Here is a 24,218-nt window from a genome sequence, read left to right on the forward strand (position 1 = left end):
GCTGTGGCTGATCCAACTACCTATCGGCCGGCCCCCGGAACCATCCCCACGGAACCGGGGGTCTACAAGTTCCGAGACGACAACCGCCGCGTCGTCTACGTGGGCAAGGCGAAGAACTTGCGGGCCCGGCTGTCCAATTACTTCCAGGACATCACCCAGCTGCACCCGCGCACCCGCCAGATGGTGCTGACCGCCGCCTCCGTGGAGTGGACCGTGGTGGCCAGCGAGGTGGAAGCGCTCCAGCTGGAGTACACCTGGATTAAGCGCTTCGACCCGCGGTTCAACGTGATGTACCGCGACGACAAGACCTACCCGATGCTCGCGGTATCGGTGGGCGAGCGCTTCCCGCGCGCCTTCTTCTACCGTGGCCCGCGGCGCAAGGGCGTGCGCTATTTCGGCCCCTATTCGCACGCGTGGGCCGTGCGCGAGACCCTCGACCTGCTCACCCGTGTGTTCCCCATGCGCACCTGCACCAAGGGCGTGTTCAACCGCCACGAGGCGCTCGGCCGGCCCTGCCTGCTGGGCTATATCGGCAAGTGCGATGCCCCCTGCATCGGCCGCGTCAGCGAGGACGAGCACCGCGCCACCGTCAAGCGCTTGGTTTCCTTCATGAACGGCAACACCGCCTCGGTTATCCGCCAGCTGACCCAGGAGATGAAGGAGGCCTCCGCCAACCTGGAATTCGAGCGGGCCGCGCGCCTGCGGGACGACCTGGGCGCCATCAACAAAATCATGGAGCAGCAGTCCGTCGTCTTCGGCGACGGCACGGACGCCGATCTCATCGCCTTCCACACCGACGAGCTCGAGGCCGCGGTGCAGATTTTCCACGTGCGTGACGGTCGCATCCGCGGCCAGCGCGGCTGGGTCGTGGAAAAGGTTGGGGACCAGGCGAGCACCGAGACGGTCGCCGAGGGCGAGGAGGACCCGGCGCTGCCGGCGCTCATCCAGAACTTCCTCATCCAGTTCTATTCCGACGCCGTGGAGCGCGAGAAGCAGGAGGCCGCCGAGGACGCGGCCATTGACCTGGGCGTGCCGCGCCGCGGCGTCGACCAGGAGTCCCACGCGAAGTCGCGCACGGTCAAAGTGGTCCCGCCCGAGATCTTGGTCCAGCACCTGCCGGCCGAGGACGCGGAGGTCAAACAGCTACTGGAGGAGCTCCGCGGGGCGCGGGTGGACCTGCGCGTGCCGCAGCGCGGGGACAAGCGCGCCCTGATGGAGACGGTCACGCGCAACGCCAAGGACTCCCTGCGCCAGCACAAGCTCAAGCGGGTGGGGGACCTGACGGCGCGTTCCGCCGCGCTGCAAGACATCCAGGAAGCCCTGGGCATGGAGCAGGCGCCCCTGCGCATCGAGTGCACGGACATCTCCCACATCCAGGGCACGGACGTGGTGGCCTCCCTGGTGGTCTTCGAGGACGGCCTGCCGCGCAAATCGGATTACCGCCGTTACCGCATCAAGGAGGCCGCTGGCGACGGCCGCTCCGACGACGTCGGCTCGATCGCGGAGGTCACCCGCCGCCGCTTCAAGCGCCACCACGTGGACAAGCTGGCCAACCCGGACGAGGAGTCGGAGGAGCAGACCTTCTCCGACGAGCAGGTGGTGGAGGAATCCGCGGAGGCCGGGCGCCGCTTCGCCTACCCGCCGCAGCTGTTCATCGTCGACGGCGGCGCGCCCCAGGTGGCCGCGGCCCAGGAGGTCTTCGACGAGCTGGGCATCAACGACGTCGTGCTCGTGGGCCTGGCCAAGCGCCTGGAGGAGATCTGGGTGCCCGGCGACGACGAGCCGGTGATCCTGCCGCGCAACTCGCAGGCGCTCTACCTGCTGCAGCAGATCCGCGACGAGGCCCACCGCTTTGCCATTACCTACCACCGGCAGCAGCGCTCGGCGCGGATGCGCTCGTCGGTGCTGGATGCCATCCCAGGCCTCGGGCCGCAGCGGCGCAAGGACCTGGTCAAGCACTTCGGTTCGGTCAAAAAGCTCAAGCAAGCCTCCGTCGAGGAGATCGCCGAGGTCAAAGGCTTCGGTCCGAAGCTGGCCCAGACCGTCTTCGACGGCCTGCAGGCGCGCTAGGCGTCCGGGCGGGCCGGAAGCGGCGGCGAACCAGATAGAATAGCCACATGGCACAATTTGTCACCCCTCCCATCCTGCTGACCGGCATGTCCGGCGGCGGGCTCAGTACGGCGGCCAAGGTTTTAGAAGACAAGGGCTACTTCGTCGCGCACAACCTGCCCCCGGTTCTCATCGTGGAGCTGCTGGAGCTGTGCGCCCAGGACGACTCGCCCGTCGACAAGGTCGCGGTCGTCACCGACGTGCGCAGCCGCATGTTCCCCGGCTCCTTGCTGGAGACCTTCGACCAGCTACGCGAGCGGGACATGCAGCCCACCGTGCTGTTCATGGATGCCCGGGACGACGTACTGATCCGGCGCTTCGATTCCGTCCGGCGCACCCACCCGCTGCAGGGCGAGGACACCCTCAAGGTGGGCATCCGCCGGGAGCGCGACGCTATTGCGAGCGTGCGCGCCCGCGCCGATATCATCCTGGACACCACGAACCTGTCGGTTCACGATCTGCGCCGCGCGATCGAGGCCTCCTTCGGGCCGCTGGGCAGCCAGAAGCAGCACGTCACCGTCGAGTCCTTCGGCTTCAAGCACGGCTCGCCGCGCGACGCGGACCTGGTCGTCGACGTGCGTTTCCTCCCGAACCCGTATTGGGTCCACGAGCTTCGGCCCTACCGCGGCACGGACGCGCCGGTGGCTGATTACGTGCTCTCCCAACCGAGCGCGGAGGAGTTCATCAACCGGTTTATGTCGATGTTGGATTCCATGCTGGCCGGCTACCACCACGAAGGCAAGAACTTCATCACGGTCGGCGTCGGCTGCACCGGCGGGCACCACCGCTCCGTAGCGGTGGCCGAGGAGATCGCCCACCGCCTTCGCGAGGCGGGCAAGGTGGACGTGAGCGTGCTGCACAGAGATATCGAGCGGGATTAAGCCACCTAGCCAACTAGCCACCCAGCCAACTAGCCACCCAGCCACTGGCGGGAGGCGGTGCTCCCAAGCAAGTCCCAGCACAGGCTTTCCAGTAACTGAATATTCCACTACGAACGCGGGCGACTACCGCCCGCACAGTCGGTGGTCCGCAGCAGGCCGGGCGCCCCGCGCCCTGATACTAGGCAAGGACCTGTGTGAGCTTCCGGGCCCTGGGCCTAGAGCGCCAAGGATCGACGGAAGCGGCCACCGGCGACGAGACGAAAGAAAGGCGGCAGGGATCTTTTCCGATGTCTAATCCCTTCCACGTAGCCTGCCTGGGCGGCGGGCACGGCTTGTACCAAACCTTGCTCGCGGCGCAGGAGACCGGCGCCACGAAGGTGACCGCTATCGTGACAGTGGCGGACGACGGCGGCTCCTCCGGGCGCCTGCGCCGGGAACTGGCGATCATCCCGCCGGGGGATCTGCGCATGGCCTTGGCGGCGCTGTCCGACGGCGAGGACGAGGGCCGTTTCTGGGCGACTACACTCCAGCACCGCTTCGGCGGGCACGGGGCCTTGGCCGGGCACGCCCTGGGCAACCTGCTCATCGCGGGGCTGACGGAGATCCTGGGCGATAGCCAGGCCGCCCTCGACAAGGTCGCGGAGCTGACCGAGTCGCACGGCCGCGTCCTGCCGGTGGTCAACCAGCCTTTGGAAATCGAGGCGGAGGTCGCCGGCCTCGACGAGGACCCGCGGGTGGTGCGCTCGGTCCGCGGCCAGGTGGCCGTGGCCTCGACGCCGGGGCAGGTCCGCCGCGTGCGGATCATCCCCGAGGACGCCGAGGTCAACGATCTGGTCCTGGAGGCCATCGGCCAGGCCGACCTCATCACGTTGGGGCCGGGCTCGTGGTTTTCCTCCGTGCTGCCGCACGTGGTCATCCCGCGTCTGATGGAGGCCATCAGCGCTGCCGATGCCCTGCGCGTGGTGGTGCTCAACCTGTCCGCGGAGCCGGGGGAGACCCAGGGCTTTTCGGCGGAGCGCCACCTGCATGTGCTCGCCCAGCACGCCCCGGGCCTGCGGATCGACAAGATCCTGGTGGAGGAGAAGATCCTCACCGCGCCCAGCGAGCGGGAATACCTGCAGCGCGCCGCCCGCGCGCTGGGGGCCACGGTCGAGTACGCGGATCTGTGCCGGTTGGACGAGAACGGCCAGCCCACCAGCGTCCACGACCCGGATAAGCTGTCTGCTGCGCTTTCCCGGATGCATTCCGCCTTCCTCGAGGCCGGGCGCTAGAATAGGCATTCTGTTTTAATATTTTTCATCTCCATTTCGATTACCTGACGACAACCGGTGAGCCGCTGCGGGGCCCGGAAGCTGGGCTCGGCAGAATAGAAAGGGCAGGAAGGCATAGAAGATGACTCTTACCGACGCGGTCAAAAAAGAGTTGACGGCGGTGCACGCCACCCGCACTAGCGCGCGGGCAGCAGAGCTGGCGGCCATCTTGCGTTTCGCCGGCGAGCTGACCGTCTCGGGCAGCTCCATGATGTACGAGGTACAGCTGCCGGACCAGGACACGGCCGACCGGGTGATTGCGGCCCTGGACGAGCTTTACGGGATCAAGGTGGGCAGCCACGTGGTGGGCCCGACCGCCGCCCAGGCCCACAAGCGGGCCCGGATCCACATCCGGATCACCGACGGCACTCCCGACCTAGTCCGCCGCCTGGGGCTTATAACCCGCTCCGGGCACCCGGTGGTGGGGCTGCCGCCGCAGGTGATTTCCGGCTCCATCGCCGACAACGAGGCCGCGTGGCGCGGGGCCTTCCTGGCTGCCGGCTCCCTGACCGAGCCGGGCCGGTCCTCCTCGCTGGAGGTCGTCTGCCCGTGCCAGGAAGCTGCGCTGGCCCTGGTGGGCTGCGCCCGGCGCCTGGGCCTGTCCGTCAAGACTAAGGAGACCCGCGGGGCCGACCGCGTGGTGGTGCGCGACGGCGACGCCATCGGCGCGCTGCTGACCCGCATGGGCGCGCAGGTCACCCGCCTGAAGTGGGAGAAGAAGCGCCTGCGCAACGAGGTGCGCATGAGCGGGGAGCGCCTGCAGAATTTCGACGACGCCAACCTGCGGCGTTCGGCGCGCGCGGCCGTGACCGCGGCGGCCCGCGTGGAGCGCGCCATGGAGATCCTGGGCGACGACGTGCCGGAGCACCTGGCGGACGCCGGCCAGCTGCGCGTGCAGCACCGCGAGGCCTCCCTGGAGGAGCTCGGCCGCCTGGCTGATCCGCCGATGACCAAGGACGCGGTGGCCGGCCGGATCCGGCGCCTGCTGTCCATGGCGGACAAGCGGGCCGAAGAACTAGGCATCCCTTCTACCAGCGAGGCAGTCACCGAGGATCTCTTCGACGCGGACGGCGCCGGGCACGGCGAGGACCAGGCCGGCGGGGAGAGCTAGGGCGGCCGGAACCGACCGAGGGGAGTGGCTTAACCCGTCCCGCGCGGGGATTTGTGCCCAGAATCACGTCACCTATCTTTCCCTCGGCGCTATGCGGGCCAAACCGGGCATCCCCTTCTAACCTGCGGGTATGGGCGGTGTTTTGTGGCCGTGTCCAGGAATATTAGTCACCGGATGTGAGAATATGTCTGGTTTTGTTGATTTGCTTTCCGTTACCCGTGCGCGCTAGCGCGAGCGCCGGTAGTATCGGTCTTGTTGGAAGTTGTCGAGGAGAAGCCAAGCTACCTCACGTAGCCCTCGGTGAGTTCCACCAGACGTAAAACCTTACGTACATCCAATTTTCTAGGAGAACATCAAGTGACTATCCGCGTAGGCATCAACGGCTTCGGGCGCATTGGCCGCAACTTCTTCCGCGCAGTCGTCGAAGGCGAGCACGACCTGGAGATCGTCGCGGTCAACGACCTGACCGACAACCAGACCCTGGCAAACCTGCTGAAGTACGACTCCGTTCTGGGACGCTTCCCGGGCGAAATCACCTACGACGACGAGTCCATCACCGTCGATGGCAAGCGTGTGGTCGTCACCGAGGAGAAGGATCCGAAGGATCTCAACTGGGGCGAGCACGGCGTTGACATCGTCATCGAGTCCACCGGCAAGTTCCGCACCGGCGAGAGCGCTCGCGCGCACCTCGAGTCCGGCGCCAAGAAGGTCATCATCTCCGCTCCGGGCAAGGAGGTCGACGCCACCTTCGTCTACGGCGTTAACTCCGAGGACTACGATCCGGCTAACCACAACATCATCTCGGCTGCCTCCTGCACCACCAACTGCCTGGCGCCGATGGCCAAGGTCCTGGACGAGAAGTTCGGTATCGAAAACGGCCTGATGACCACCATCCACGCCTACACCGGCGACCAGCGCCTGCAGGACGCTCCGCACAAGGACCTGCGCCGCGCCCGCGCCGCTGCCGTCAACATGGTTCCGACTTCCACCGGTGCTGCCAAGGCCGTGGCTAAGGTCCTGCCGAACTTGGAGGGCAAGCTGGACGGCTACGCCATGCGCGTGCCGATCATCACTGGCTCCGCCACCGACCTGACCTTCACCGCCTCCCGCGACGTCACCGTCGAGGAAATCAACGCCGCCATCAAGGAAGCCGCCACCGGCGAGTTCGCTGACGTTTTGGGCTACACCGAGGACCCGCTGGTCTCCACCGACATCGTCACCGACGGCCACGGCTGCATCTTCGACTCCGGCATGACCAAGGTCTCCAACGGCAACCTGGTTAAGGTTCTCGGCTGGTACGACAACGAGTGGGGCTACACCGCCCAGCTGCTGCGCCTGACCGACCAGGTGGCAGCAAACCTCTAAGGAACAGTTTCTCAGGAAACAGTTTTCTGTGACACCGACCCAGCGCAGGCCCAGCCCACTTTACGGCGCCGCCCGCGTTGGGTCGGTATTGTTTTAGGTGCATCAAATTTCGCCAAAGGAGTAGGAAAAACTATGGCTTTCAAGACGCTAGACGAACTGCTTTCCGAGGGCGTGGAGTCCCGCCACGTGCTCGTGCGCTCCGACTTCAACGTCCCGCTGGACGACGAAGGAAACATCACGGACCCGGGCCGCATTACCGCTTCGCTGCCGACCATCCGCGCGCTGGTCGACGGCGGCGCCAAGGTCATCCTGACCGCCCACCTGGGCCGCCCGAAGGGCGAGGTCAACCCGAAGTACTCCCTGGCTCCGGTCGCGGAGGCCCTGTCCGAGGCCCTGGGGCAGTACGTCGCGCTGGCCGGTGATGTCTGCGGCGAGGACGCCCACGAGCGCGCCAACGGCCTGAACGACGGTGACGTTGTCCTGCTGGAAAACGTCCGCTTCGACCCGCGCGAGACCTCCAAGGACGAGGCCGAGCGCGAGGCGTTCGCCGCTGAGCTGGCCGCCCTAGCCGCCGACAACGGCGCTTTCGTCTCCGACGGCTTCGGCGTGGTCCACCGCGCCCAGGCCTCCGTCTACGACGTCGCCAAGAAGCTGCCGCCCTACGCCGGCAAGCTGGTCCAGAAGGAGCTGGACGTGCTCTCCACCGTGGCGAAGGAGCCGGAGCACCCCTACGTCGTCGTTCTGGGCGGCGCCAAGGTCTCCGACAAGCTGGGCGTCATCGAGGCCCTGGCCGGCAAGGCCGACAAGGTCATCATCGGCGGCGGCATGTGCTACACCCTGCTGGCGGCCAAGGGCTACAACGTGCAGAAGTCCCTGCTCCAGGAGGACCAGATCGACAACTGCCGCGACCTGCTCGAGCGCTTTGGCGACAAGATCGTCCTGCCGGTCGACCTGGTCTCCGCCACCGAGTTCGCCGCCGACGCCGAGCACGAGACCAACTCGGTCTCCGAGATCCCGGAGGGCTGGATGTCCCTGGACATCGGCCCGAAGACCGTCCAGGAATTCGCCTCCGTGCTGGCCGAGTCCAAGACCGTGTTCTGGAACGGCCCGATGGGCGTTTTCGAGATGGAGGCCTTCTCCCGCGGCACGGCCGGCGTGGCCCAGGCCATCATCGACGCCACCAAGGCCAACGGGTCCTTCACCGTGGTCGGCGGCGGCGACTCCGCGGCCTCCGTGCGCGCCCTGGGCCTGGACGAGGACGGCTTCAGCCACATCTCCACCGGCGGCGGCGCATCGCTGGAATTCCTGGAAGGCAAGGAACTGCCGGGCGTTTCCGTCCTCGAAGCCTAGCTTGTGCACGCCCCGCGTAACCGCGCGGGCAGCCTCCGTTTAAACCCCTAAGAAAGGACCACCACGTCATGGCACGTAAACCGCTTATCGCGGGCAACTGGAAGATGAACCTTGACCACATTGAGGCCATCGGTTCGGTGCAGAAATTCGCCTTCTCCTTGCCGAAGGAATACTACGAGAAGGCGGACGTGGCCTTCCTCGTGCCGTTCACGGATCTGCGCACCATCCAGACCCTGGTCGACGGGGACAACCTGAAGATCACCTACGGCGCGCAGGATGTCTCCCGCCACGAGTCCGGCGCCTTCACCGGCGAGGTCTCCGCCCACATGCTGTCCAAGCTGGGGGCTAGCTGGGCCATCGTCGGCCACTCCGAGCGGCGCCAGTACCACTACGAGACGGACGAGACCGTGGCGCAGAAGGCCGCGGCGGCACTGAGCCAGGGCATTAGCCCGATCGTCTGCGTGGGCGAGCCGCTCGACGTGCGGGAGGCCGGCACCCACGTGGACTTCGTGGTCAACCAGACGCGCAACTCCCTGGCCGGCCTCGATAAGGAGCAGCTGGCCAAGGTCGTCGTGGCCTACGAGCCGGTCTGGGCTATCGGCACCGGAAAGGTTGCCTCCGCCGCCGACGCGCAGGAAGTCTGCGCCGCCATCCGCGGCGTGCTGGGCGAGCTGGCCGGCGAGGAGACCGCGCAGAAAATGCGCATCCTCTACGGCGGCAGCATGAAGGTGGACTCCGCGGCCGAGCTGGTCAGCCAGCCGGACGTGGACGGCGGCCTGGTCGGTGGCGCCTCCCTGGTGGGCGAGGACTTCGCCAAGCTGGTGGCCAACGCCGGCAACGCCGTCAACTAATAGACCCGCCCGCCCCGGCGCCGTCTCTGCGGTGCCGGGGCTTCGGCGGGGCGCTACTACTGCCATGGTGGCAGGTGGTGTAGACTAGCCCGAGTACAAAAAGCGCTGGAGCGTGCCGCGCATTGACCGCGCCCGCTGGCCGGCGCCCAGACCTTTCGGCCTCTTCGAGAAGCAAGGAATTTTAATGACCCTGGCATTGCAGATCATTCTGGTTATCGCAGCAGTCTTGATGTCTGTGTTCGTCCTGCTCCACAAGGGCAAGGGCGGCGGCCTCTCTAGCCTGTTCGGCGGCGGGGTGCAGTCTAACCTGTCCGGTTCCACCGTCGTGGAAAAGAACCTGGACCGCGTGACCGTCGTGCTGGTCATCATCTGGCTGGGCTGCGTGATCGGCCTGAACCTGATCACCGCCTACAGCTAAACCGCGGGCAGCGGGGCGCTTCCGCTCCGCCGCACACGCCGCGCATATTAAAGCACCGCCTAGCTGGTATCCCCAGCTAGGCGGTGCTTTTGTCGGTAGTGACTGGCTTTCCCGGCTACTGCGCGGCGGCGTCGTCTGCCAGGTAGAGGCGGGTGGCGCGCTCGCCCTGGGCGCCGGCGGCCGGCCAGTCGAGGGCGTCCGCGCGGTCGATGACGTGCTGGGCGGCCTCGGCCTTTTCCTGACCGCTGACCAGCAGCCAGACCTGCTCAGCGCGGCGGATGGCCGGCAGGGTCAGGCTGGCGCGCTCGGCCGGGGGCTTGGGGGAGTCGGTCACCGCGACCACCAGGCTTTCCTGCTCCCGCACCGCCGGGGTGTGGGGGAAAAGCGAGTTGATATGGCCCTCACCGCCCATGCCCAAAAGGTGGAGATCGAAACCGCGCGGGGCGTACTCGTCTAGCACCGCGGCGTAATCCGCGGCGGCCTGCTCGAGGTCGGCGTCGCCCAAGCCGTAGCCGTGGATGTGGGAATCCGGGATGCCGACGTGGTCGAGCAGGGCGGCGCGGGCCTGTCCCTCGTTGGACTCTGGATCATCGACGGCCACGTTGCGCTCGTCGCCGAAGAAGACGTGCACGCGGGACCAGTCCACCTGCAGGGCCGGGAAATCCTCGCCTTGGGCCTGCGCGGCGTCGGCGAAGCGGCGCAGCTGCTCGAGCATCCCGATGCCGGCGCTGCCGCCGGTCAGCACCACGCGGGCGACCCCGTCGCCGTGGCGTCCGCCGCCGGGCGTCTGGCAAGCGGCGACCAGATCGATGAAGTCGAGTGCGGCCTGCTCGATGAGGGCGGCCTTGTCCGAAACGCGGTGAATATCGACCATCTGCGCGGGCCTTCCTTTCTAGACGTAGCTCACGCGCGGCAAGGCGCGCAGAGCGTTGGCGAAAATCTGATCGGTGTCCAAGTGGCGCAGCTCTTCGGCGAGCACCTCGGCCTGGGAGCGTACGCTCAGCGCCACCAGCGAGGTGGGCGAGTTCGGCACGGCCAGCTCGACGCTGCCGTGGTCGACCACCGTGAGGCTGATGTCCCCGGAATCCCGGTGGAAAATGAGCTTGGAGATGGGGAAGTGGTGGTGCAGGCTCGGGTCGTCCGCGGCGCGGCGCACGGCCACGCCCAGGCGGTCGGCCAGCCAGCCGGCGGCCAGATCCACGGCCGGGTGCGACTTGGGCCCGGAGATGGTCACCGAGCCGACTGGCTCGTGCGGCAGTCGGTCCAGGGCGGAAGCCACGATGCCGCGCCACAGGGTGATCATCGCCCAGGACATGTCCGAATCGCCCGGCTGGTAGCCGTCGGAGAGCTGCTGGAGCATCTGCGGGGTCGGGCCGTCCGAATGGGCGATATCGGTGATGCGGCGCTGCGCCAGGCTGCCGATGGGGGCTTCGGCCGGCGAATCCGGGTAGCGCGTCGGCCACCAGGCCACGATCGGGGTATCGGGCAGTAGCAGCGGGGTGACGACGGCCTCGGCCTGGTGGGCGAGCTCGCCGTGCAGGCGCATGATGACGATTTCGGAGGCGCCGGCCTCGCCGCCGACGCGCAACTCGGCGTCCAGACTGGTCTCGGCCGCCGGGTCCTCGGAGATGACAACCAGCACGCGGGCCGGGTGCTCGTGGGAGGCGTCCCGGATGGAGTCGAGGATGACGTTGATGTCATCGCCCTGGTATGCGGAGACAATCAAGGTCAGCACGCGGCCGGTGGTCAGCGTGTAGTGCTCCTGGGCCTCGACCAGCTTCTTGGAGATGTCGCGCGTGGTGGTATCTGGCAAGGGAATAATCATGGCAAATGTCTCTTTTCGCTCGAACTCTTAAGGACGGCGCCAGGAGTGACCCCGGCGGCGCAGCATCTTGTCGGCGGACTCCGGGCCCCAGGTGCCGGCCGGGTACTCGTCCGGGCGGCCGGCCTCGGCCCAGTAATCGAGGATGGGGTCCAGGATCGCCCAGGACAGCTCGACTTCCTCGTTGGTGGGGAAGAGCGAGGACTCGTCCAGCAGCGCGTCGAGGATAAGCCGCTCGTAGGCCTCCGGGGATTCCTCGGTGAAAGCCTCGGCGTAGGCGAAGTCCATGTTCACGTCGCGGACCTCCATCGTGGAGCCTGGCACCTTGGAACCGAAGCGCATGGTCACGCCCTCGTCCGGCTGCACGCGGATCACCACGGCGTTCTGGCCCAGCGCATCCGCCTGGCCGTTCTGGAAGGGCTGGTGCGGTGCGTGCTTGAAGACCAAGGCGATCTCGGTCACGCGGCGCCCCAGGCGCTTGCCGGTGCGCAGGTAGAACGGCACCCCGCCCCAGCGCCGGGAGTTGACCTCCAGCGTGCAAGCCGCGTAGGTCTCCGTCGTCGACTCCGGATCGAAGCCTTCCTCCTCGCGCAGGCCCTTGACGTATTCCGAGCCCTGCCACCCGGCGGTGTACTGGCCGCGGGCGGTGGTCTTGTTCAGCGGGTGCACCGGCGTCGTGGCGCGCAGCACCTTGGTCTTTTCCGCCTGCAGGGCCTCCGGCTCGAAGGAGGAGGGCTCCTCCATGGCCACTAGCGCCAGCAGCTGCAGCAGGTGGTTCTGGATGACGTCGCGGGCGGCGCCGATGCCGTCGTAGTAGCCGGCGCGGCCGCCCAGCCCGATGTCCTCGGCCATGGTGATCTGCACGTGGTCGATGTAGTGGGCGTTCCACATCGGCTCAAAGATCTGGTTGGCAAAGCGCAGCGCCATGATGTTCTGCACCGTTTCCTTGCCCAGGTAGTGGTCGATGCGGAAGACGGACTGCTCCGGGAAGACCGCGTTGACGACCTCGTTGAGCTCCCGGGCCGACTTTTGGTCGTGGCCGAAGGGCTTTTCGATGATGACGCGGCGCCACGTGTTGTCCGAGCTGTTGGCCATGCCGACGCGCTCGAGCTGGTGGCAGATGCTGGAGAAAAACTCCGGCGGGACGGACAGGTAATAGGCCCAGTTGCCGCCGGTGCCGCGCGCGGTGTCCAGCTCGCTCAGGCGGGCCGAGAGCTTGTCGAAACCGGCGTCGTCGAAGCCGCCGGTGACGAACTCTACGCCCTGGGCCAAGTGCTGCCAGACGTGCTCGCGGAACTCGGTGCGGGCCCCGGCCTGGACGGCGTCCAGGACGTAGTCGGCGAACTCCTGCTTGTCCCAATCGCGGCGGCCGTAGCCGACCAGGGTGAACCCGGCCGGCAGCAGGCCGCGGTTGGCCAGGTCGTAGATGGCCGGCAGGAGCTTCTTCCGTGCCAGATCGCCGGTAACGCCGAAGATGACCATGCCGGAGGGGCCAGCAATGCGGGGTAGGCGTTTGTCTCTTTCATCCCTTAACGGGTTGTCCCAGGAACTGGGGTCTGACACGGGAAATCCTTTCGCCGGAGATTAAGAAGACAATATTTATTTTAAGGTTGCGGTTACCCATTGTAGCGAGGAGCGCACCGCCGGTTAACTTCGGCGGTGCGCTGCGAATCGCGGCCCTAGGCAGGGACGCTATGCCCACCTTCGGGCGAGCAAACGGCGGGCCCTAGAGCTTCGCGGACATGGTCTCCAGCAGCTCGTTCCAGGAGGCCACGAACTTGTCGACGCCCTCCTGCTCGAGCTGCTCGTAGACCTCCTCGAGGGAGACCAGCTGCCCCGCGCGCCCGCAGGTGCTGTTGGCGGTCTCCAGCATGCCGGTCAGGGCGTCACCCAGGCGCACGTCCGCGTCCAGGAAGGCGTCCAGGGTGGCCTCCGGCATGGTGTTGACGGTCTCCGGGCCGGCCAGCTCGGTCACGTACAGGGTGGCCGGGTACTCCGGGTTCTTCACGCCGGTAGAAGCCCACAGCGGGCGCTGGAAATTCGCGCCGGCCGGCAGCGGATCCGGGGCGGGCAGGCGCTCCGGGTGGAGGAAGGCGGACTCGAAGAAGCCGTAGCAGAGCTTGGCCTCGGCCAGGCCGACCTGGCCGCGCAGCTCTAGTGCTTCGGGGGTGCCGATTTCCTCCAGCCGCTTGTCGACCTCGGTGTCGATGCGGGAGATGAAGATCGAGGCGACCGAGAAAATCTTGGTCACGTCCAGGCCGGCGGCCTCCGCGCGGCGGATGCCCTCCTTGTAGCGGTCGACGACCTTGACGTAGCGCTTCAGGGAAAAAATCAGGGTCACGTTGACGCAGATACCTTCCGCCAACGCGTCCTCGATGGCCTGCAGCGAGCCGTCGGTCGCCGGGATTTTAATCATCGCGTTGGGGCGATCGACCTTCTTCCACAGGTCGCGGGCCTGGTTGAAGGTGGCCTCGGCGTCGTCAGAGATGCGCGGGTCGACCTCGATGGACACGCGGCCGTCCTCGCCGTTGCTGTCGATGAAAACGTCGTGCAGCTCGTCGCAGGCGGCGCGCACGTCGTCGATGGCCAGGCTGTAGACGGCCTCGTCCACAGCCGCGCCCTGCTCCTTGAGCTTGGCGATGTCGGCATCGTAAGCCGTGCCCTGGGACATGGCCTTGGCGAAGATGGTCGGGTTGGTCGTGACCCCGACCACGCTCTTGGTGTCGATGAGTTCGCGGAGGTTGCCGGACTGTAGACGCTGGCGGGACAGGTCGTCCAGCCACGTCGAGGTGCCCATCTGGGCGAGCTTGTCAACGTTGTTCATGTGCGCTCTCCTTAAAGAAATGCTCGGATTAGGTAGTTCGGTCGGGCTGGGTAGAAACTAGGCGCGGGCGGCGGCCAGGGATTCCTGGGCGGCCTCCACGACGGCCTGGGCGGTGAAGCCGAACTTCTCGAAGAGCTCTTCTGCCGGGGCCGAGGCGCCGTAGTGCTCGAGGGAGATGTTGCGGCCGAAGGTGCCGGTGTACTTGTGCCACGGCTGGGCCACCGCGGCCTCCACGGACACGCGGGCCCGGACCTTGGCCGGCAGCACCTGCTCGCGGTAGTCGGCGTCCTGCTCCTCGAACCACTCGAGGCACGGCGCGGAGACCACGCGGGTGGGCACGGACTGCTCCTCGAGGATCTTGGCAGCTTCGACGGCGTACTGGACCTCGGAGCCGGTGGCGATCAGGATGACCTCGGGCTCGCCGCCGGTCGCCTCGACCAGCGTGTAGGCGCCGCGGCGCACGCCCTCGGCGGCCTTGTCGGCGGTGCCGTCCAGGATGGGCAGGTTCTGGCGGGTTAGCGACAGGCCCTTCGGGGCGGCCGGGCGCTCCAGGGCGGCGGCCCATGCCTGGGCGGTCTCGTTCGCGTCCGCCGGGCGGATCACCGCCAGGTTGGGCACCGCGCGCAGGGCCGCCAGGGTCTCGACCGGCTGGTGGGTCGGGCCGTCCTCGCCCAGACCGACGGAGTCGTGGGTCCAGACGTAGTAGGTGTCCGTGGACATCAGGGCGCCTAGGCGGATGGCCGGGAACTGGTACTCGGAGAAGATCAGGAAGGTGCCGCCGTAGACGCGGGTATTGCCGTGCAGGGCGATACCGTTCATGATCGCCGCCATCGCGTGCTCGCGGATGCCGAAGTGCAGGTTGCGGCCGTAGGGCTGGGCGGACCACGCGTCGGTGGTGATAGCGGTCGGGCCGAAGGAATCCGCGCCCTTGATCACGGTGTTGTTGGAACCGGCCAGGTCGGCCGACCCGCCCCACATCTCCGGCAGGGCAGCGGCCAGCGTCTGGATGGTCGCCTCCGAGGCCTTGCGGGTAGCCAGCGGCTTGTCCTCGGTGGACCAAGTCGGCAGCTCGGCCGCGAAGTCCTCCGGCAGCTGGCGGGCTTGCATCCGGTCGAAGAGCTGCTTGGCCTCGGGGTTCTTCTCGGCCCAGGCGTCGAAGCGCTCCTGCCAGGCGGCGTGGGCCTGCGCGCCGCGCTCGACTAGGCCGCGGGTGTGCTCGAGCACGTCGGCGTCGATGTGGAAGCTCTCCTGCGGGTCGAAGCCCAGGATCTCCTTGGTGGCGGCAACCTCGTCGTCGCCCAGCGCGGCGCCGTGGGCGCCACCGGTGTTCATCTTGTTCGGCGCCGGGTAGCCGATGACGGTCTTGACGCGGATGAAGGAGGGCTGGTCGGTGACCTTCTGGGCCTCGCGCGCCGCCTTTTCGATGGCCACGACGTCCTCGCCGGACTCGACGGTCTGGACGTGCCAGCCGTAGGCCTCGTAGCGGGCCACGACGTCCTCGTTGAAGGCGATATTGGTGTCGTCCTCGATGGAGATGCGGTTGTCGTCCCAGAAGACGATCAGGTTGCCCAGCTGCTGCGTGCCCGCCAGGGAGGAGGCCTCGGCGGTCACGCCCTCCTGCAGGTCGCCGTCGGAAGCGATGACGTAGACGAAGTGATCGAAGGGGGACTCGCCGGCCGGTGCCTCCGGGTCGAAGAGCCCGCGCTCCTTGCGGGCGGCCATGGCCATGCCCACTGAGGAAGCCAGGCCCTGGCCCAGCGGGCCGGTGGTGATTTCGACGCCGTCGGTGTGGTGGACCTCCGGGTGGCCCGGGGTGCGCGAGCCCCAGGTGCGCAGGGCCTTCAGGTCGTCCATCTCCAGGCCGAAACCGCCCAGGAAGAGCTGGATGTACTGGGTAAGGGAGGAGTGGCCCACGGACAAAACGAAGCGGTCGCGGCCGGCCCAGTCCTTATCCTGCGGGTCGTGGTGGAGGATCCGCTGGTACAGCGTGTAAGCCAGCGGCGCGAGCGACATCGCGGTACCCGGGTGCCCGGAACCGCAGTTCTGTACGGCGTCGGCGGCAAGCACGCGGATGGTGTCGACCGCGCGGGTGTCACGGTCGCTCCAATCCTCGGGGTAGCGGCGCTCGGTCATGGCCTGCAGCTCAGGCGACAAGGTAATTTCCGACACGGTAAATGGTCCTTACTAGCTCGGTGTCTTAAATGCTTAGAAAATTCCTCCCTCAGTGTAGTGAACTTTGCGTCCCCAAGGGAGCACCTGCCGAGGCATCCACCGAAGCCGGGGGAGAAATGGTTGGCGGCGCCACGGCGTTGGGGAGAATTTAAGGTTTATCCGCCAAACGTTGTAGGCTGGCAGGGATAGGGAAGGCCGGGGCTGGACCAGCGCACCCCCTTGCGGAGCGCGGCTGGGCCGCCATACGCCCTAATAATCCTGCCCACCCGCCGGCGTTGTGAAGTTGGTAACGAATCACGGCGTGCGCGGAACTATCGCCCGCGTAGGGGCGACCACTTAACTGCGGCCTTTTCGGCCGCCTTATGACCACCAACCCGCTCGTGCCCAGGACGCTGGAGGATGATTCCTTGGAGACCATCAAGGCCTATGTTGCGCTGACTAAACCGAGGATCATCGAGCTCCTCCTCGTCGCGGCAATTCCGGCGATGCTCCAGGCGCAGCGCGGTTTCGAGGCCGTCAGCGACAACATCTGGCTCATTCTCTCCACGCTCTTCGGCGGCTGGATGGGCGCGGCGGCGGCCCACACGTTCAACAACGTGGTGGACTACGACCTCGACCAGAAGATGCAGCGCACCCGCGCCCGCCCGCTGGTTCGCGCGAAGATCAGCAAGCGCAACGCCGCCATCTTCGCCTGGATCATGCTGGCGCTGTCCATCTTCTGGCTCGGCGTTATCGCCAACTCCTGGCTCGCCGCCTTCTTCGTCATCCTGACGAACCTGTTCTACGTCTTCGTCTACACGAAGTTTTTGAAGATGCGCAACGCCCAAAACATCGTCTGGGGCGGGCTGGCCGGCTGCATGCCGGCGATGGTCGGCTGGGCCGTCATCAAGGACAACGCCCCGGCCGACGAGCCGGGCCAGTGGTGGCAGGCCATCGTCTTGTTCCTCATCATCTTCTTCTGGACCCCGCCGCACACCTGGGCGTTGGCCATGAAGTATAAGGAGGACTACCGCCGCGCCGGCGTGCCTATGCTGCCCGTGGTGGCCTCCGACGAGGAGGTCACCCGCCAGATCGTCTGGTACACCATCGGCACCGTCATCGTGTCCTGGCTGATCGTCCCGGCCACGTCCTGGATCTACCTGGTGGTCGCGGTGCTCTCCGGCGCCGCCTTCCTGTGGATGGCCATCCGCCTGCACCAAGGCGTCAAGGGCGGGCAGACGGTCAAGCCCATGCGCTTGTTCATCTACTCGAACAACTACCTGTCCGTGCTCTTTATCGGCCTGTCCATCGACGCCGTGCTGGGCTGGCAGACCGTCGGCGAGGCCCTCGGCTTCTAGACCGCGCGGAAGCTGGGGAGCACGCCGCACGAAACCCAGCCCGCCTACCATCCGGTGAATTCTTCCACCAGGGGTAGGACGGGCTGGGTTTTAAGCGTCTAAGGCGCTAGGCGCGGGGGTTTAAGACGATGGAGCCGGTGGTCTTGCGGGCCTGCAGGTCGCGGTGGGCTTGCTCGGCCTGCTCGAGCGGGTACTCGTTGCTCACGCGCAGGGTCAGGTGGCCGCTGCGGATCATCTCGACGACGGCCTGGGAGCGCTTCTGGAACTCGGCATCGGAAGCCGTGTAGGCGGCTAGCGAGGGGCGGGTCAGGAAAATGGCGCCGTGGGTGTTGAGCACCTGCGGGTCGATGGGCTCTACCGGGCCGGAGGCCGCGCCGAAGAGGCAGACGGTGCCGCGCGGGCGGACGACCTCGAGGGACTCCTGGAAGGTGGCTTGGCCGACGCCGTCGTAGACCACGTCGACGCCCTGGCCGCCGTTGAAGCGGCGGACCTGTTCGGCCAGCACGTCGGAGTAGCGGAAGACCTGGTCCGCGCCGGCCTCGTAGGCCAGCTGCTCCTTCTCATCGGAGGAGACCACCGAATAGACCGTGGCGCCCAAGTACTTGGCCATCTGGGTGGCCAGCAGGCCCACGCCGCCGGCGCCGGCGGTGATCAGGCAGGTGGAGCCTTCCTCCAGCTGGTAGACGCCGTGGGTGAGGTAGTGCGCCGTCATACCCTGGAGCATCATGGACGCGGCGATATTCAGCGGGAAATCGTCCGGCACCTGGGCCATGCGGTTGCGGTCCACGCAGACCTGCTCGGCGTAGGAGCCGAAGGCGTGGTGCCAGGCCACGAGGGTGCCTTCGGCGATCTCGCCGCGGGGATCGTGGCTGACGCGGCCGACGCCTTCCAGGCCGAGGATGAACGGGACGTTGGCGTTGTAGATGCCCTCGCGGTAGTAGGTGTCGATATAGTTAACCCCCGCCCGCTCGACATCCACGAGAACCTCGTTGTCGGTGGGGACGGGGGCATCCACGGACACGTACTCCAGTACTTCCGGGCCGCCGGTGCGCTTTACTTGAATAGCATGCATACACCCACGTTAACTGTTTTTAGCGCGCGGCGAGGGCAGCTTGGCGATCGGCGTAGCGCTTATCACCCTCGACCGAGCCCGTTTCCAGGTCCTCGGTGCCGCCGGTACGGACGAAGCCGTAGGCGTAAAGTGCCGCGCTCAGCGCGGTGACGAGGGAGGACATCCCGATGTGGACCGGGATGGTCCAGCGGGGAATACCCAGGCGGAACTGGATGACGCCGATGGCCCACTGAATCAAAATAGCGACCACCAGGTACCAGCCGATGTTGAGCGGCCGGCGGGAAACGCGGTTGCGGTAGAGCAAGATGATGACGACCAGGGTCAGGGCCAGGTAGACGTACATGCACATCGCGTGGACGACGGCCATGGACTCGGTGTCCAAGTGGAGGCGGCCCAGCATGCCCTCCTCGGCGTCGCCGGCGTGGCGGCCCGATCCGGTGACGAAGGTGCCGGTGATGAGCACGACGGCCAGGGCGGCTGCGGCGACGGCGGCCAGGTTGCGGATGGTGCGCGGGAAGGCCTGGGTCGGGGTACCGTCGTCCGGCTGGCGCAGGCGGGTATACAGCAGCGCAGCGATCCAGACCAGGACCATCGACGGCAGGAAGTGCATGGCCACGGCCCACCACTTCAGCTTCAGGAAGACCGACAGCGCGCCGATCAGCGCCTGGACGAAGATGCCGGCGACCGAAATCCACGCGTAGACCTTGAGCTCCTTGCGGCGGCGTGCGCGGTGCATGGCGAAGGCGGCGGCCAGGGCGGCCGCCAGCACGACGAAGGTCAGCAGGCGGTTGCCGAACTCGATGAACTGGTGGATCAGCGGCGCGGTGCCCTCCAGCGGGACGAGCGAACCGGGGTGGCAATTAGGCCACGTCACGCAGCCCAGGCCGGAGCCGGTCACGCGGACGATGGAACCGGACACCGTAATGCCGCCCTGGCACAACAGCAGGATGAACGCGATGATGCGCTGCTGGCGCAGGCTGGGCACGCCGTTGCGGACGAAGTCGCCCAGGCGGGCAAAGAACCCGGGGCGGGTATCACCCGAGGTAGGGGAAGCAGGGGTTGTCACGTTGTCACTCACGGTCATAAGGGTACTCCGTACTCACGTCGAACTAAAAAGAAAAGTAGGTCTCAAGCTGGGTTTTTAGAAATAACTCACACTTAGCCTTCGAACCGGAACCATTTGGCCGCCGCCAACGACGCGGCCCCCGCCCAGGCGGCCAGGACAAGCATCTGTACCCAGGGTAGGTCACCGGCGAACGCGTCGGCCAGTCCGCCGGCCAGGGCCACCGTGGGCACCACGTTGAGCAGGCCGTTGGAACCCAGGCCCTGGCTGTACATCGCCCAGCCGACCACGCCGAGCAGCAGGAACCAGATGAGGTTGGCCAGCGCCAGGACGATCTCGGAGGACAGCGTGCCGCCCAGGATAAGGCCCAGGGCGGTGAAGGTGGCCACGCCGAACAGCAGGATGACTAGCGCCAACAGCACGCCCAGCCAGCTGGTCCGAAAGCCCAGGAGCACGGCGATGACGCCGAGGACTACCACCTGGACGGTGACCATCGACAGCACCGCCATGATTTTCCCGGTCACGATGGTCCAGGCGGGCACGCCGGAGGCGCCGGTGCGCTTCAGGGCGCCGTAGCGCCGGTCGAAGGCCAGGGAGATGGCCTGCCCGGTAAAGCCGGCGCTGGTGGCGGCCACGGCGAGCACCATCGGGAAGATCTGGTCGAGGCTCATCTCGTCCGCCAAAAGCGGCATCCGGGCCGCGCCGAAGAGCAAAAGCGCCGGGATGATGATGCTCAGCAGTAACTGCTCGCCGTGGCGGAGCATCAGCTTGGACTCGATGGCCCCCTGGGCCCAGGCCAGCTTGGCCGCCGAGGCCCGGTGCGGGGCCGGCCGGAAGGTGCCCGGCGGGAAATCAGCGGAGCGCCCTGCGGCCCGGGAGGAATCAGCAGGTGTGGTTGGTGTATCCATGGCTTTCCCCTTAGCTGCGTAGTTCTCGGCCGGTGAGATCGAGGAAGACGTCCTCGAGGTTCCGGTGGGCGGTGTCGATGCGGTGCGCCAGGACCCCCTGGCTGGCTAGGGCCTGGGTCAACCGGGCCAGAAGCTCCGGGGTGCCCGCGGCGTGCACGCGGTAGTGCAGCGGCCGGACCAGGTCGAGGCCGATGCCGGAGTCACGGGCGAAGCGTTCGACGTCGATGGCCTCATTGGTCGAGACCGTCACCTGCGGGTTCGCGGTACGCGTCATCAGCTCGCTGGGGGTGCCCTCAGCGATCAGTTCGCCCCGGTCGATGATGGCGATGTAGTCCGCCAGGGCCTCGGCCTCGTCCATGAGGTGGGTGGTCAGCACGATGGTGGTGCCGTCGCGTTTGAGGGCATCGATAAGCCGCCAGACGGCCAGCCGGGACTGGGCATCCATGCCCGCGGTCGGCTCGTCGAGGAAGACCAGCTCGGGCCGGGAGATGATCGCCAGCGCCAGGGACAGGCGCTGCTTCTGGCCGCCGGAGAGCCGGCGGTAGGTATTGCGGGCCACGCCCTCGAGGCCGAGCAGCTCCATCAGCCAGTCCGGGTCGTGCGGGTTCTGGTTGTAGCTGGCGGCCAGGTGCAGCATCTCGCGCACGCGAATGCCGGAATAGGAACCGCCGCCCTGGAGCATGATGCCGATCCGGGCGCGCACCTGGTCCGCCTGCGTGGTGGGATCCAGCCCCAGCACGCGGATGGAGCCGGAGGTGGGGGAGATGAACCCCTCGCACATTTCAATGGTGGTGGTCTTGCCGGCACCGTTCGGTCCGAGCAGACAGAGCATCTGCCCACGCGGCACCCGCAGGTCGAGCCCGTTGACGGCGGGTTTACTGCCGTAGGTCTTGTGTACCCCGCGGAGCTCTAACGCTAAAGATCCATCGAAAGTTTTAGTCACACCGCACTACCTTAGGAGATCGACCCGCGATCGGCGTAATAGTACCCACCAGATTCCGCCGACTATGACGAACATTACCGCCGCGGCAAGGTAGATCAGCAGGATGGTCATCGGCGGCAGCCCCAGGCCGCGGGGCAGGACGAAGAAGCTAACGATGGCCGAGTAGCCGACCACCGCTACGCGGAAGACCAGGCGGTTGGCCCAGGCGGCCAGCGGAAAGACCGCCCACAGGATGTACCAGGGGTGGACCACCGGGAAGAAGACGACCAGCACCAGGGTGGAGACCCCCAGCCCGCCGACGGGGTGGATGGAGCCGCGGAAGGTGGCAAAGAGCATGCGCACCATGAATACGCCGGCGAGCAAGACGCCCAGGGTGCGGGTGACCGAGAGGATGGCGTCGGTGTGGTCGCCCAGCCCTACTTGCATTCCCAGGAAGCCGGTGCCCACACCCACCGAGGTGGTCGCCGACATCCAGGACCGGATGGTGGCCGCGCCGCCCTGGCCGGTGATCCAGCCCAGGCCGATGCCGGTGAGCAGAGTGACCGCGGCGATGGTCGCAACGAGGAGGACCAGGTGGAGAGCGGCAGATAAGGCGATGGCCCGCAGCGGGCTGGCGCCGCGGTGGCGGCCCAGTGTGCGGGCTAGGGTCATGCCGACGAAGCCCAGGGCGATAAAGCCGGTGACCTTGACCATGCCGGCGCAGGAGATGAGCGCGACGGACAGGGCCAGGTAGCCGGCGATAGCGCGGCCGGCGGGGCTGTCCAGCCCCGCGTCAGCCGGCAGGTCCGCCACCCGGTCGGCGGCGCGGAGGCCGCACTCGACGCCGACCAGGATGAGCCCCAGCATGATGGATTCGTTGTGGATGCCGCCGATGAGGTGGAGGACCGTCAGCGGGTTGAGGATGCCCAGCCACAGGGCCGTGGCGACCTTCACCCGGCAGCGCAGCGCCAGCCGGGTCAGCGCCCAGCCGGCTGCGCCGACGCCCAGGATGGACAGCAGGCGGTGGGAGATAACGCCCAAAAGGATGGAGTCTTGGGTCAGCCAGCTGACCGCGCCCGCCAGCCCCAGGGCGACCGGGCCGTACGGGGAGGGCGAATTCGCCCAGATGAACGGCACGGACCGGGCCAGCTCGTTTTCCGGTCCCAGCAGCTGCACCGGGCCCGCCGAATAGGGGTCCAGCCCGGCGACGACGATGGAGCCGTTGGCCAGGTAGGAATAGATGTCCTGGGTGAACAGGGGAGCGGTCAGGATAAGTGGGATGACCCAGCCGGCGAAGGTGCGCCAAATCAGGTGCGGGGCGATGGCCGGGTGAGTCCGCTGCGCGCGGCGCAGGGGCGCGCCCACGTAGGGCGCCATGAGCACCCAGGCCACCACCAGCAGGGCTACGCCCAGAAAGACCAGGGCGGAGGCGGTCTGCAGCATGCGGGACATCAGTGACCCGAAGGGGACGTTGTCGTAAGGGTTGCCGACCACGGGCACCGCGCCCGCGCCCAGGCCGCCGAAGGCGATAAGTAAGGCGCCTACGGTGCCCATCCAGCGCAGGACGAAAAAGCCGCGCAGGTGGCCGACGGGATATCGCCCCCGGCCACCCCCTACGGGGTCGACCGGCAACAGATCGAAGCGAGCGCCCTTCTCGCCGCCTTCCGCGCGTTCCGCGCGGGAGGCCGACTCGTCGCTGGTGTGCAGCAACGCCGACCGGGAACCGGCCGTGCCCAGGCGGGGAAGTGCGGATCTCAGCGAGGCGAGACCGTCGGCGAACATCTTTTTCATCGGCGTCTACTTTACGCACTCGGGCTGCGGGGGCCGGCGGGCGGCACGCCGATAACCAGCGTTGGTGGCATTCGGGAATGAATTAGGGAACACTAGTGTTGTCTAAAGTGTTAGCCCGGGTACCGACGGGGCTGACTCGGATACGACTTGTTAAGTGTGCACGGCGAGTGCGCAAGGAGGTGGAAGACATGACTGAGAAGGCGCGAGCTGCCGCGGCGGCCAGCCGGGCAAAGGAGTCTCGCTCCACGGAGGGGGATACTCGTCGCCAAGTCATGCTTCTGCTGCTCAAGGACGGTCCGGTCACCGCTTCGTACCTGGGAAAGCGCCTGGGGCTGTCCGCCGCGGGCGTGCGACGCCATCTAGACATCCTGGTGGAAGAGGATTTGACGGAGGTTGTCCACCGCCGGCCGCACCCCAAGTACGGGGAACCGGCCGGGCGTGGGCGCCCCGCCAAACATTTCCGCCTCACCGACAAGGGGCGGGCCCAGTTCGGGCACGCCTACGACGAACTCGCCTCCGAGGCGCTGACAGCCCTTCGGGAAGTCGGCGGCTCTGCGGCCGTCAAGCAATTTGCGAAAGCCCGTATGGAGCGCTTGCTGGCGGACGTGGAACCCTTGGTCCAGGAGGGCGAATCCGTGGAAGAGATCGCGGCGGAGCTCGCCGCGGCCTTGGACGACCACGGTTACGCCGCCACCGTGACCAGCGCGGGACACGGAGTGCAGATTTGCCAGCACCATTGCCCCGTGGCTCACGTGGCAGCGGAGCACCCCGAGTTGTGTGAAGCGGAGCAGGAGGTCTTTTCCGCCCTGTTAGGCAAGCACGTGCAGCCTTTGGCCTCCATCGCGGACGGCCACGGGATATGCACGACTAACATCCCCTTGACACCAATTTTTAATCAACGCAACTAATCTT

General features: G+C 67.0%; 20 protein-coding genes. 10 read left to right on the top strand and 10 right to left on the bottom strand.

Features of this window, described 5'->3' with window-relative positions; genetic code table 11:
• Positions 1–3: 3 nt before the first annotated feature.
• The 8 genes from uvrC (at position 4) to secG (ending at position 9,395) form a co-directional block, all read left to right on the top strand.
• Positions 4–2,070: an excinuclease ABC subunit UvrC gene (gene uvrC / locus QQS53_RS09370; RefSeq protein WP_472775576.1), complete on the top strand. Its 2,067-nt coding sequence runs from the start codon at positions 4–6 to the stop codon at positions 2,068–2,070.
• A gap of 47 nt (positions 2,071–2,117) precedes the next feature.
• A complete protein-coding gene (gene rapZ / locus QQS53_RS09375; protein ID WP_472775577.1) occupies positions 2,118–2,990 on the top strand; it encodes an RNase adapter RapZ in 873 nt (290 codons plus the stop codon).
• A gap of 287 nt (positions 2,991–3,277) precedes the next feature.
• A complete protein-coding gene (locus QQS53_RS09380) occupies positions 3,278–4,261 on the top strand; it encodes a gluconeogenesis factor YvcK family protein (protein WP_472775578.1) in 984 nt (327 codons plus the stop codon).
• Positions 4,262–4,382: 121 nt separating this feature from the next.
• Positions 4,383–5,411, top strand: a complete 1,029-nt coding sequence (gene whiA, locus QQS53_RS09385; protein ID WP_472775579.1) for a DNA-binding protein WhiA — start codon at positions 4,383–4,385, stop codon at positions 5,409–5,411.
• 357 nt (positions 5,412–5,768) lie between these two features.
• Positions 5,769–6,776, top strand: a complete 1,008-nt coding sequence (gene gap / locus QQS53_RS09390) for a type I glyceraldehyde-3-phosphate dehydrogenase (protein ID WP_472775580.1) — start codon at positions 5,769–5,771, stop codon at positions 6,774–6,776.
• Positions 6,777–6,908: 132 nt separating this feature from the next.
• On the top strand, positions 6,909–8,126 hold the full coding sequence (locus QQS53_RS09395; RefSeq protein WP_472775581.1) for a phosphoglycerate kinase: 1,218 nt from the start codon (positions 6,909–6,911) through the stop codon (positions 8,124–8,126).
• 68 nt (positions 8,127–8,194) lie between these two features.
• Positions 8,195–8,977 (top strand): triose-phosphate isomerase, encoded by a 783-nt coding sequence (tpiA, locus tag QQS53_RS09400; protein WP_472775582.1) that lies wholly within the window; start codon positions 8,195–8,197, stop codon positions 8,975–8,977.
• 184 nt (positions 8,978–9,161) lie between these two features.
• Entirely contained in the window at positions 9,162–9,395 is a 234-nt protein-coding gene (secG, locus tag QQS53_RS09405; RefSeq protein ID WP_070768004.1) for a preprotein translocase subunit SecG, read from the top strand.
• A gap of 115 nt (positions 9,396–9,510) precedes the next feature.
• Here secG and pgl read toward each other — a convergent pair whose 3' ends face one another.
• The 5 genes from pgl to tkt all read right to left on the bottom strand — a co-directional run bounded on the left by pgl (position 9,511) and on the right by tkt (position 16,174).
• Positions 9,511–10,269 carry a 6-phosphogluconolactonase gene (gene pgl, locus QQS53_RS09410; RefSeq protein ID WP_472775583.1) on the bottom strand — a complete coding sequence of 253 codons (759 nt, stop codon included), beginning with the start codon at positions 10,267–10,269 and terminating at the stop codon, positions 9,511–9,513.
• Positions 10,270–10,287: 18 nt separating this feature from the next.
• Positions 10,288–11,220, bottom strand: a complete 933-nt coding sequence (locus QQS53_RS09415) for a glucose-6-phosphate dehydrogenase assembly protein OpcA (RefSeq protein WP_472775584.1) — start codon at positions 11,218–11,220, stop codon at positions 10,288–10,290.
• A 27-nt stretch (positions 11,221–11,247) separates the two neighbouring features.
• Positions 11,248–12,780 (bottom strand): glucose-6-phosphate dehydrogenase, encoded by a 1,533-nt coding sequence (gene zwf / locus QQS53_RS09420; RefSeq protein ID WP_472775585.1) that lies wholly within the window; start codon positions 12,778–12,780, stop codon positions 11,248–11,250.
• 163 nt (positions 12,781–12,943) lie between these two features.
• Positions 12,944–14,041, bottom strand: coding sequence for a transaldolase (gene tal, locus QQS53_RS09425; protein WP_472775586.1), 1,098 nt, complete (start codon positions 14,039–14,041; stop codon positions 12,944–12,946).
• 57 nt (positions 14,042–14,098) lie between these two features.
• On the bottom strand, positions 14,099–16,174 hold the full coding sequence (gene tkt, locus QQS53_RS09430) for a transketolase (RefSeq protein ID WP_472775689.1): 2,076 nt from the start codon (positions 16,172–16,174) through the stop codon (positions 14,099–14,101).
• 401 nt (positions 16,175–16,575) lie between these two features.
• Here tkt and QQS53_RS09435 point away from each other — a divergent pair, with 401 nt between their 5' ends.
• On the top strand, positions 16,576–17,550 hold the full coding sequence (locus QQS53_RS09435; protein ID WP_472775587.1) for a heme o synthase: 975 nt from the start codon (positions 16,576–16,578) through the stop codon (positions 17,548–17,550).
• Between the two features lie 106 nt (positions 17,551–17,656).
• On the opposite strand, the gene QQS53_RS09440 is transcribed toward QQS53_RS09435, so the two are convergent.
• From QQS53_RS09440 to mptB, 5 genes are all read right to left on the bottom strand, one after another.
• Complete coding sequence (locus QQS53_RS09440) at positions 17,657–18,622, bottom strand: quinone oxidoreductase family protein (protein WP_472775588.1); 966 nt, start codon at positions 18,620–18,622, stop codon at positions 17,657–17,659.
• 19 nt (positions 18,623–18,641) lie between these two features.
• Positions 18,642–19,706, bottom strand: coding sequence for a COX15/CtaA family protein (locus QQS53_RS09445; RefSeq protein ID WP_472775589.1), 1,065 nt, complete (start codon positions 19,704–19,706; stop codon positions 18,642–18,644).
• 74 nt (positions 19,707–19,780) lie between these two features.
• Complete coding sequence (locus QQS53_RS09450; protein ID WP_472775590.1) at positions 19,781–20,593, bottom strand: ABC transporter permease; 813 nt, start codon at positions 20,591–20,593, stop codon at positions 19,781–19,783.
• A gap of 10 nt (positions 20,594–20,603) precedes the next feature.
• Positions 20,604–21,536 (bottom strand): ABC transporter ATP-binding protein, encoded by a 933-nt coding sequence (locus QQS53_RS09455; RefSeq protein ID WP_472775591.1) that lies wholly within the window; start codon positions 21,534–21,536, stop codon positions 20,604–20,606.
• 6 nt (positions 21,537–21,542) lie between these two features.
• Positions 21,543–23,306, bottom strand: a complete 1,764-nt coding sequence (mptB, locus tag QQS53_RS09460; RefSeq protein ID WP_472775592.1) for a polyprenol phosphomannose-dependent alpha 1,6 mannosyltransferase MptB — start codon at positions 23,304–23,306, stop codon at positions 21,543–21,545.
• Between the two features lie 188 nt (positions 23,307–23,494).
• Here mptB and QQS53_RS09465 point away from each other — a divergent pair, with 188 nt between their 5' ends.
• Positions 23,495–24,214, top strand: a complete 720-nt coding sequence (locus tag QQS53_RS09465) for a helix-turn-helix transcriptional regulator (protein WP_472775593.1) — start codon at positions 23,495–23,497, stop codon at positions 24,212–24,214.
• Positions 24,215–24,218: the final 4 nt, after the last annotated feature.

It is taken from the genome of Corynebacterium sp. 2571A (assembly GCF_055700935.1).

Excerpts from the sequence above, each read along its gene's own strand:
- tkt (WP_472775689.1), bottom strand. The coding sequence starts at position 16,174 with ATGACCGAGCGCCGCTACCCCGAGGATTGGAGCGACCGTGACACCCGC.
- mptB (WP_472775592.1), bottom strand. The coding sequence starts at position 23,306 with ATGAAAAAGATGTTCGCCGACGGTCTCGCCTCGCTGAGATCCGCACTT.
- QQS53_RS09445 (WP_472775589.1), bottom strand. The coding sequence starts at position 19,706 with ATGACCGTGAGTGACAACGTGACAACCCCTGCTTCCCCTACCTCGGGT.
- QQS53_RS09465 (WP_472775593.1), top strand. The coding sequence starts at position 23,495 with ATGACTGAGAAGGCGCGAGCTGCCGCGGCGGCCAGCCGGGCAAAGGAG.
- QQS53_RS09395 (WP_472775581.1), top strand. The coding sequence starts at position 6,909 with ATGGCTTTCAAGACGCTAGACGAACTGCTTTCCGAGGGCGTGGAGTCC.
- QQS53_RS09415 (WP_472775584.1), bottom strand. The coding sequence starts at position 11,220 with ATGATTATTCCCTTGCCAGATACCACCACGCGCGACATCTCCAAGAAG.
- QQS53_RS09450 (WP_472775590.1), bottom strand. The coding sequence starts at position 20,593 with ATGGATACACCAACCACACCTGCTGATTCCTCCCGGGCCGCAGGGCGC.
- secG (WP_070768004.1), top strand. The coding sequence starts at position 9,162 with ATGACCCTGGCATTGCAGATCATTCTGGTTATCGCAGCAGTCTTGATG.
- whiA (WP_472775579.1), top strand. The coding sequence starts at position 4,383 with ATGACTCTTACCGACGCGGTCAAAAAAGAGTTGACGGCGGTGCACGCC.
- pgl (WP_472775583.1), bottom strand. The coding sequence starts at position 10,269 with ATGGTCGATATTCACCGCGTTTCGGACAAGGCCGCCCTCATCGAGCAG.
- QQS53_RS09440 (WP_472775588.1), bottom strand. The coding sequence starts at position 18,622 with ATGCATGCTATTCAAGTAAAGCGCACCGGCGGCCCGGAAGTACTGGAG.
- QQS53_RS09380 (WP_472775578.1), top strand. The coding sequence starts at position 3,278 with ATGTCTAATCCCTTCCACGTAGCCTGCCTGGGCGGCGGGCACGGCTTG.
- tpiA (WP_472775582.1), top strand. The coding sequence starts at position 8,195 with ATGGCACGTAAACCGCTTATCGCGGGCAACTGGAAGATGAACCTTGAC.
- QQS53_RS09435 (WP_472775587.1), top strand. The coding sequence starts at position 16,576 with ATGACCACCAACCCGCTCGTGCCCAGGACGCTGGAGGATGATTCCTTG.
- rapZ (WP_472775577.1), top strand. The coding sequence starts at position 2,118 with ATGGCACAATTTGTCACCCCTCCCATCCTGCTGACCGGCATGTCCGGC.
- tal (WP_472775586.1), bottom strand. The coding sequence starts at position 14,041 with ATGAACAACGTTGACAAGCTCGCCCAGATGGGCACCTCGACGTGGCTG.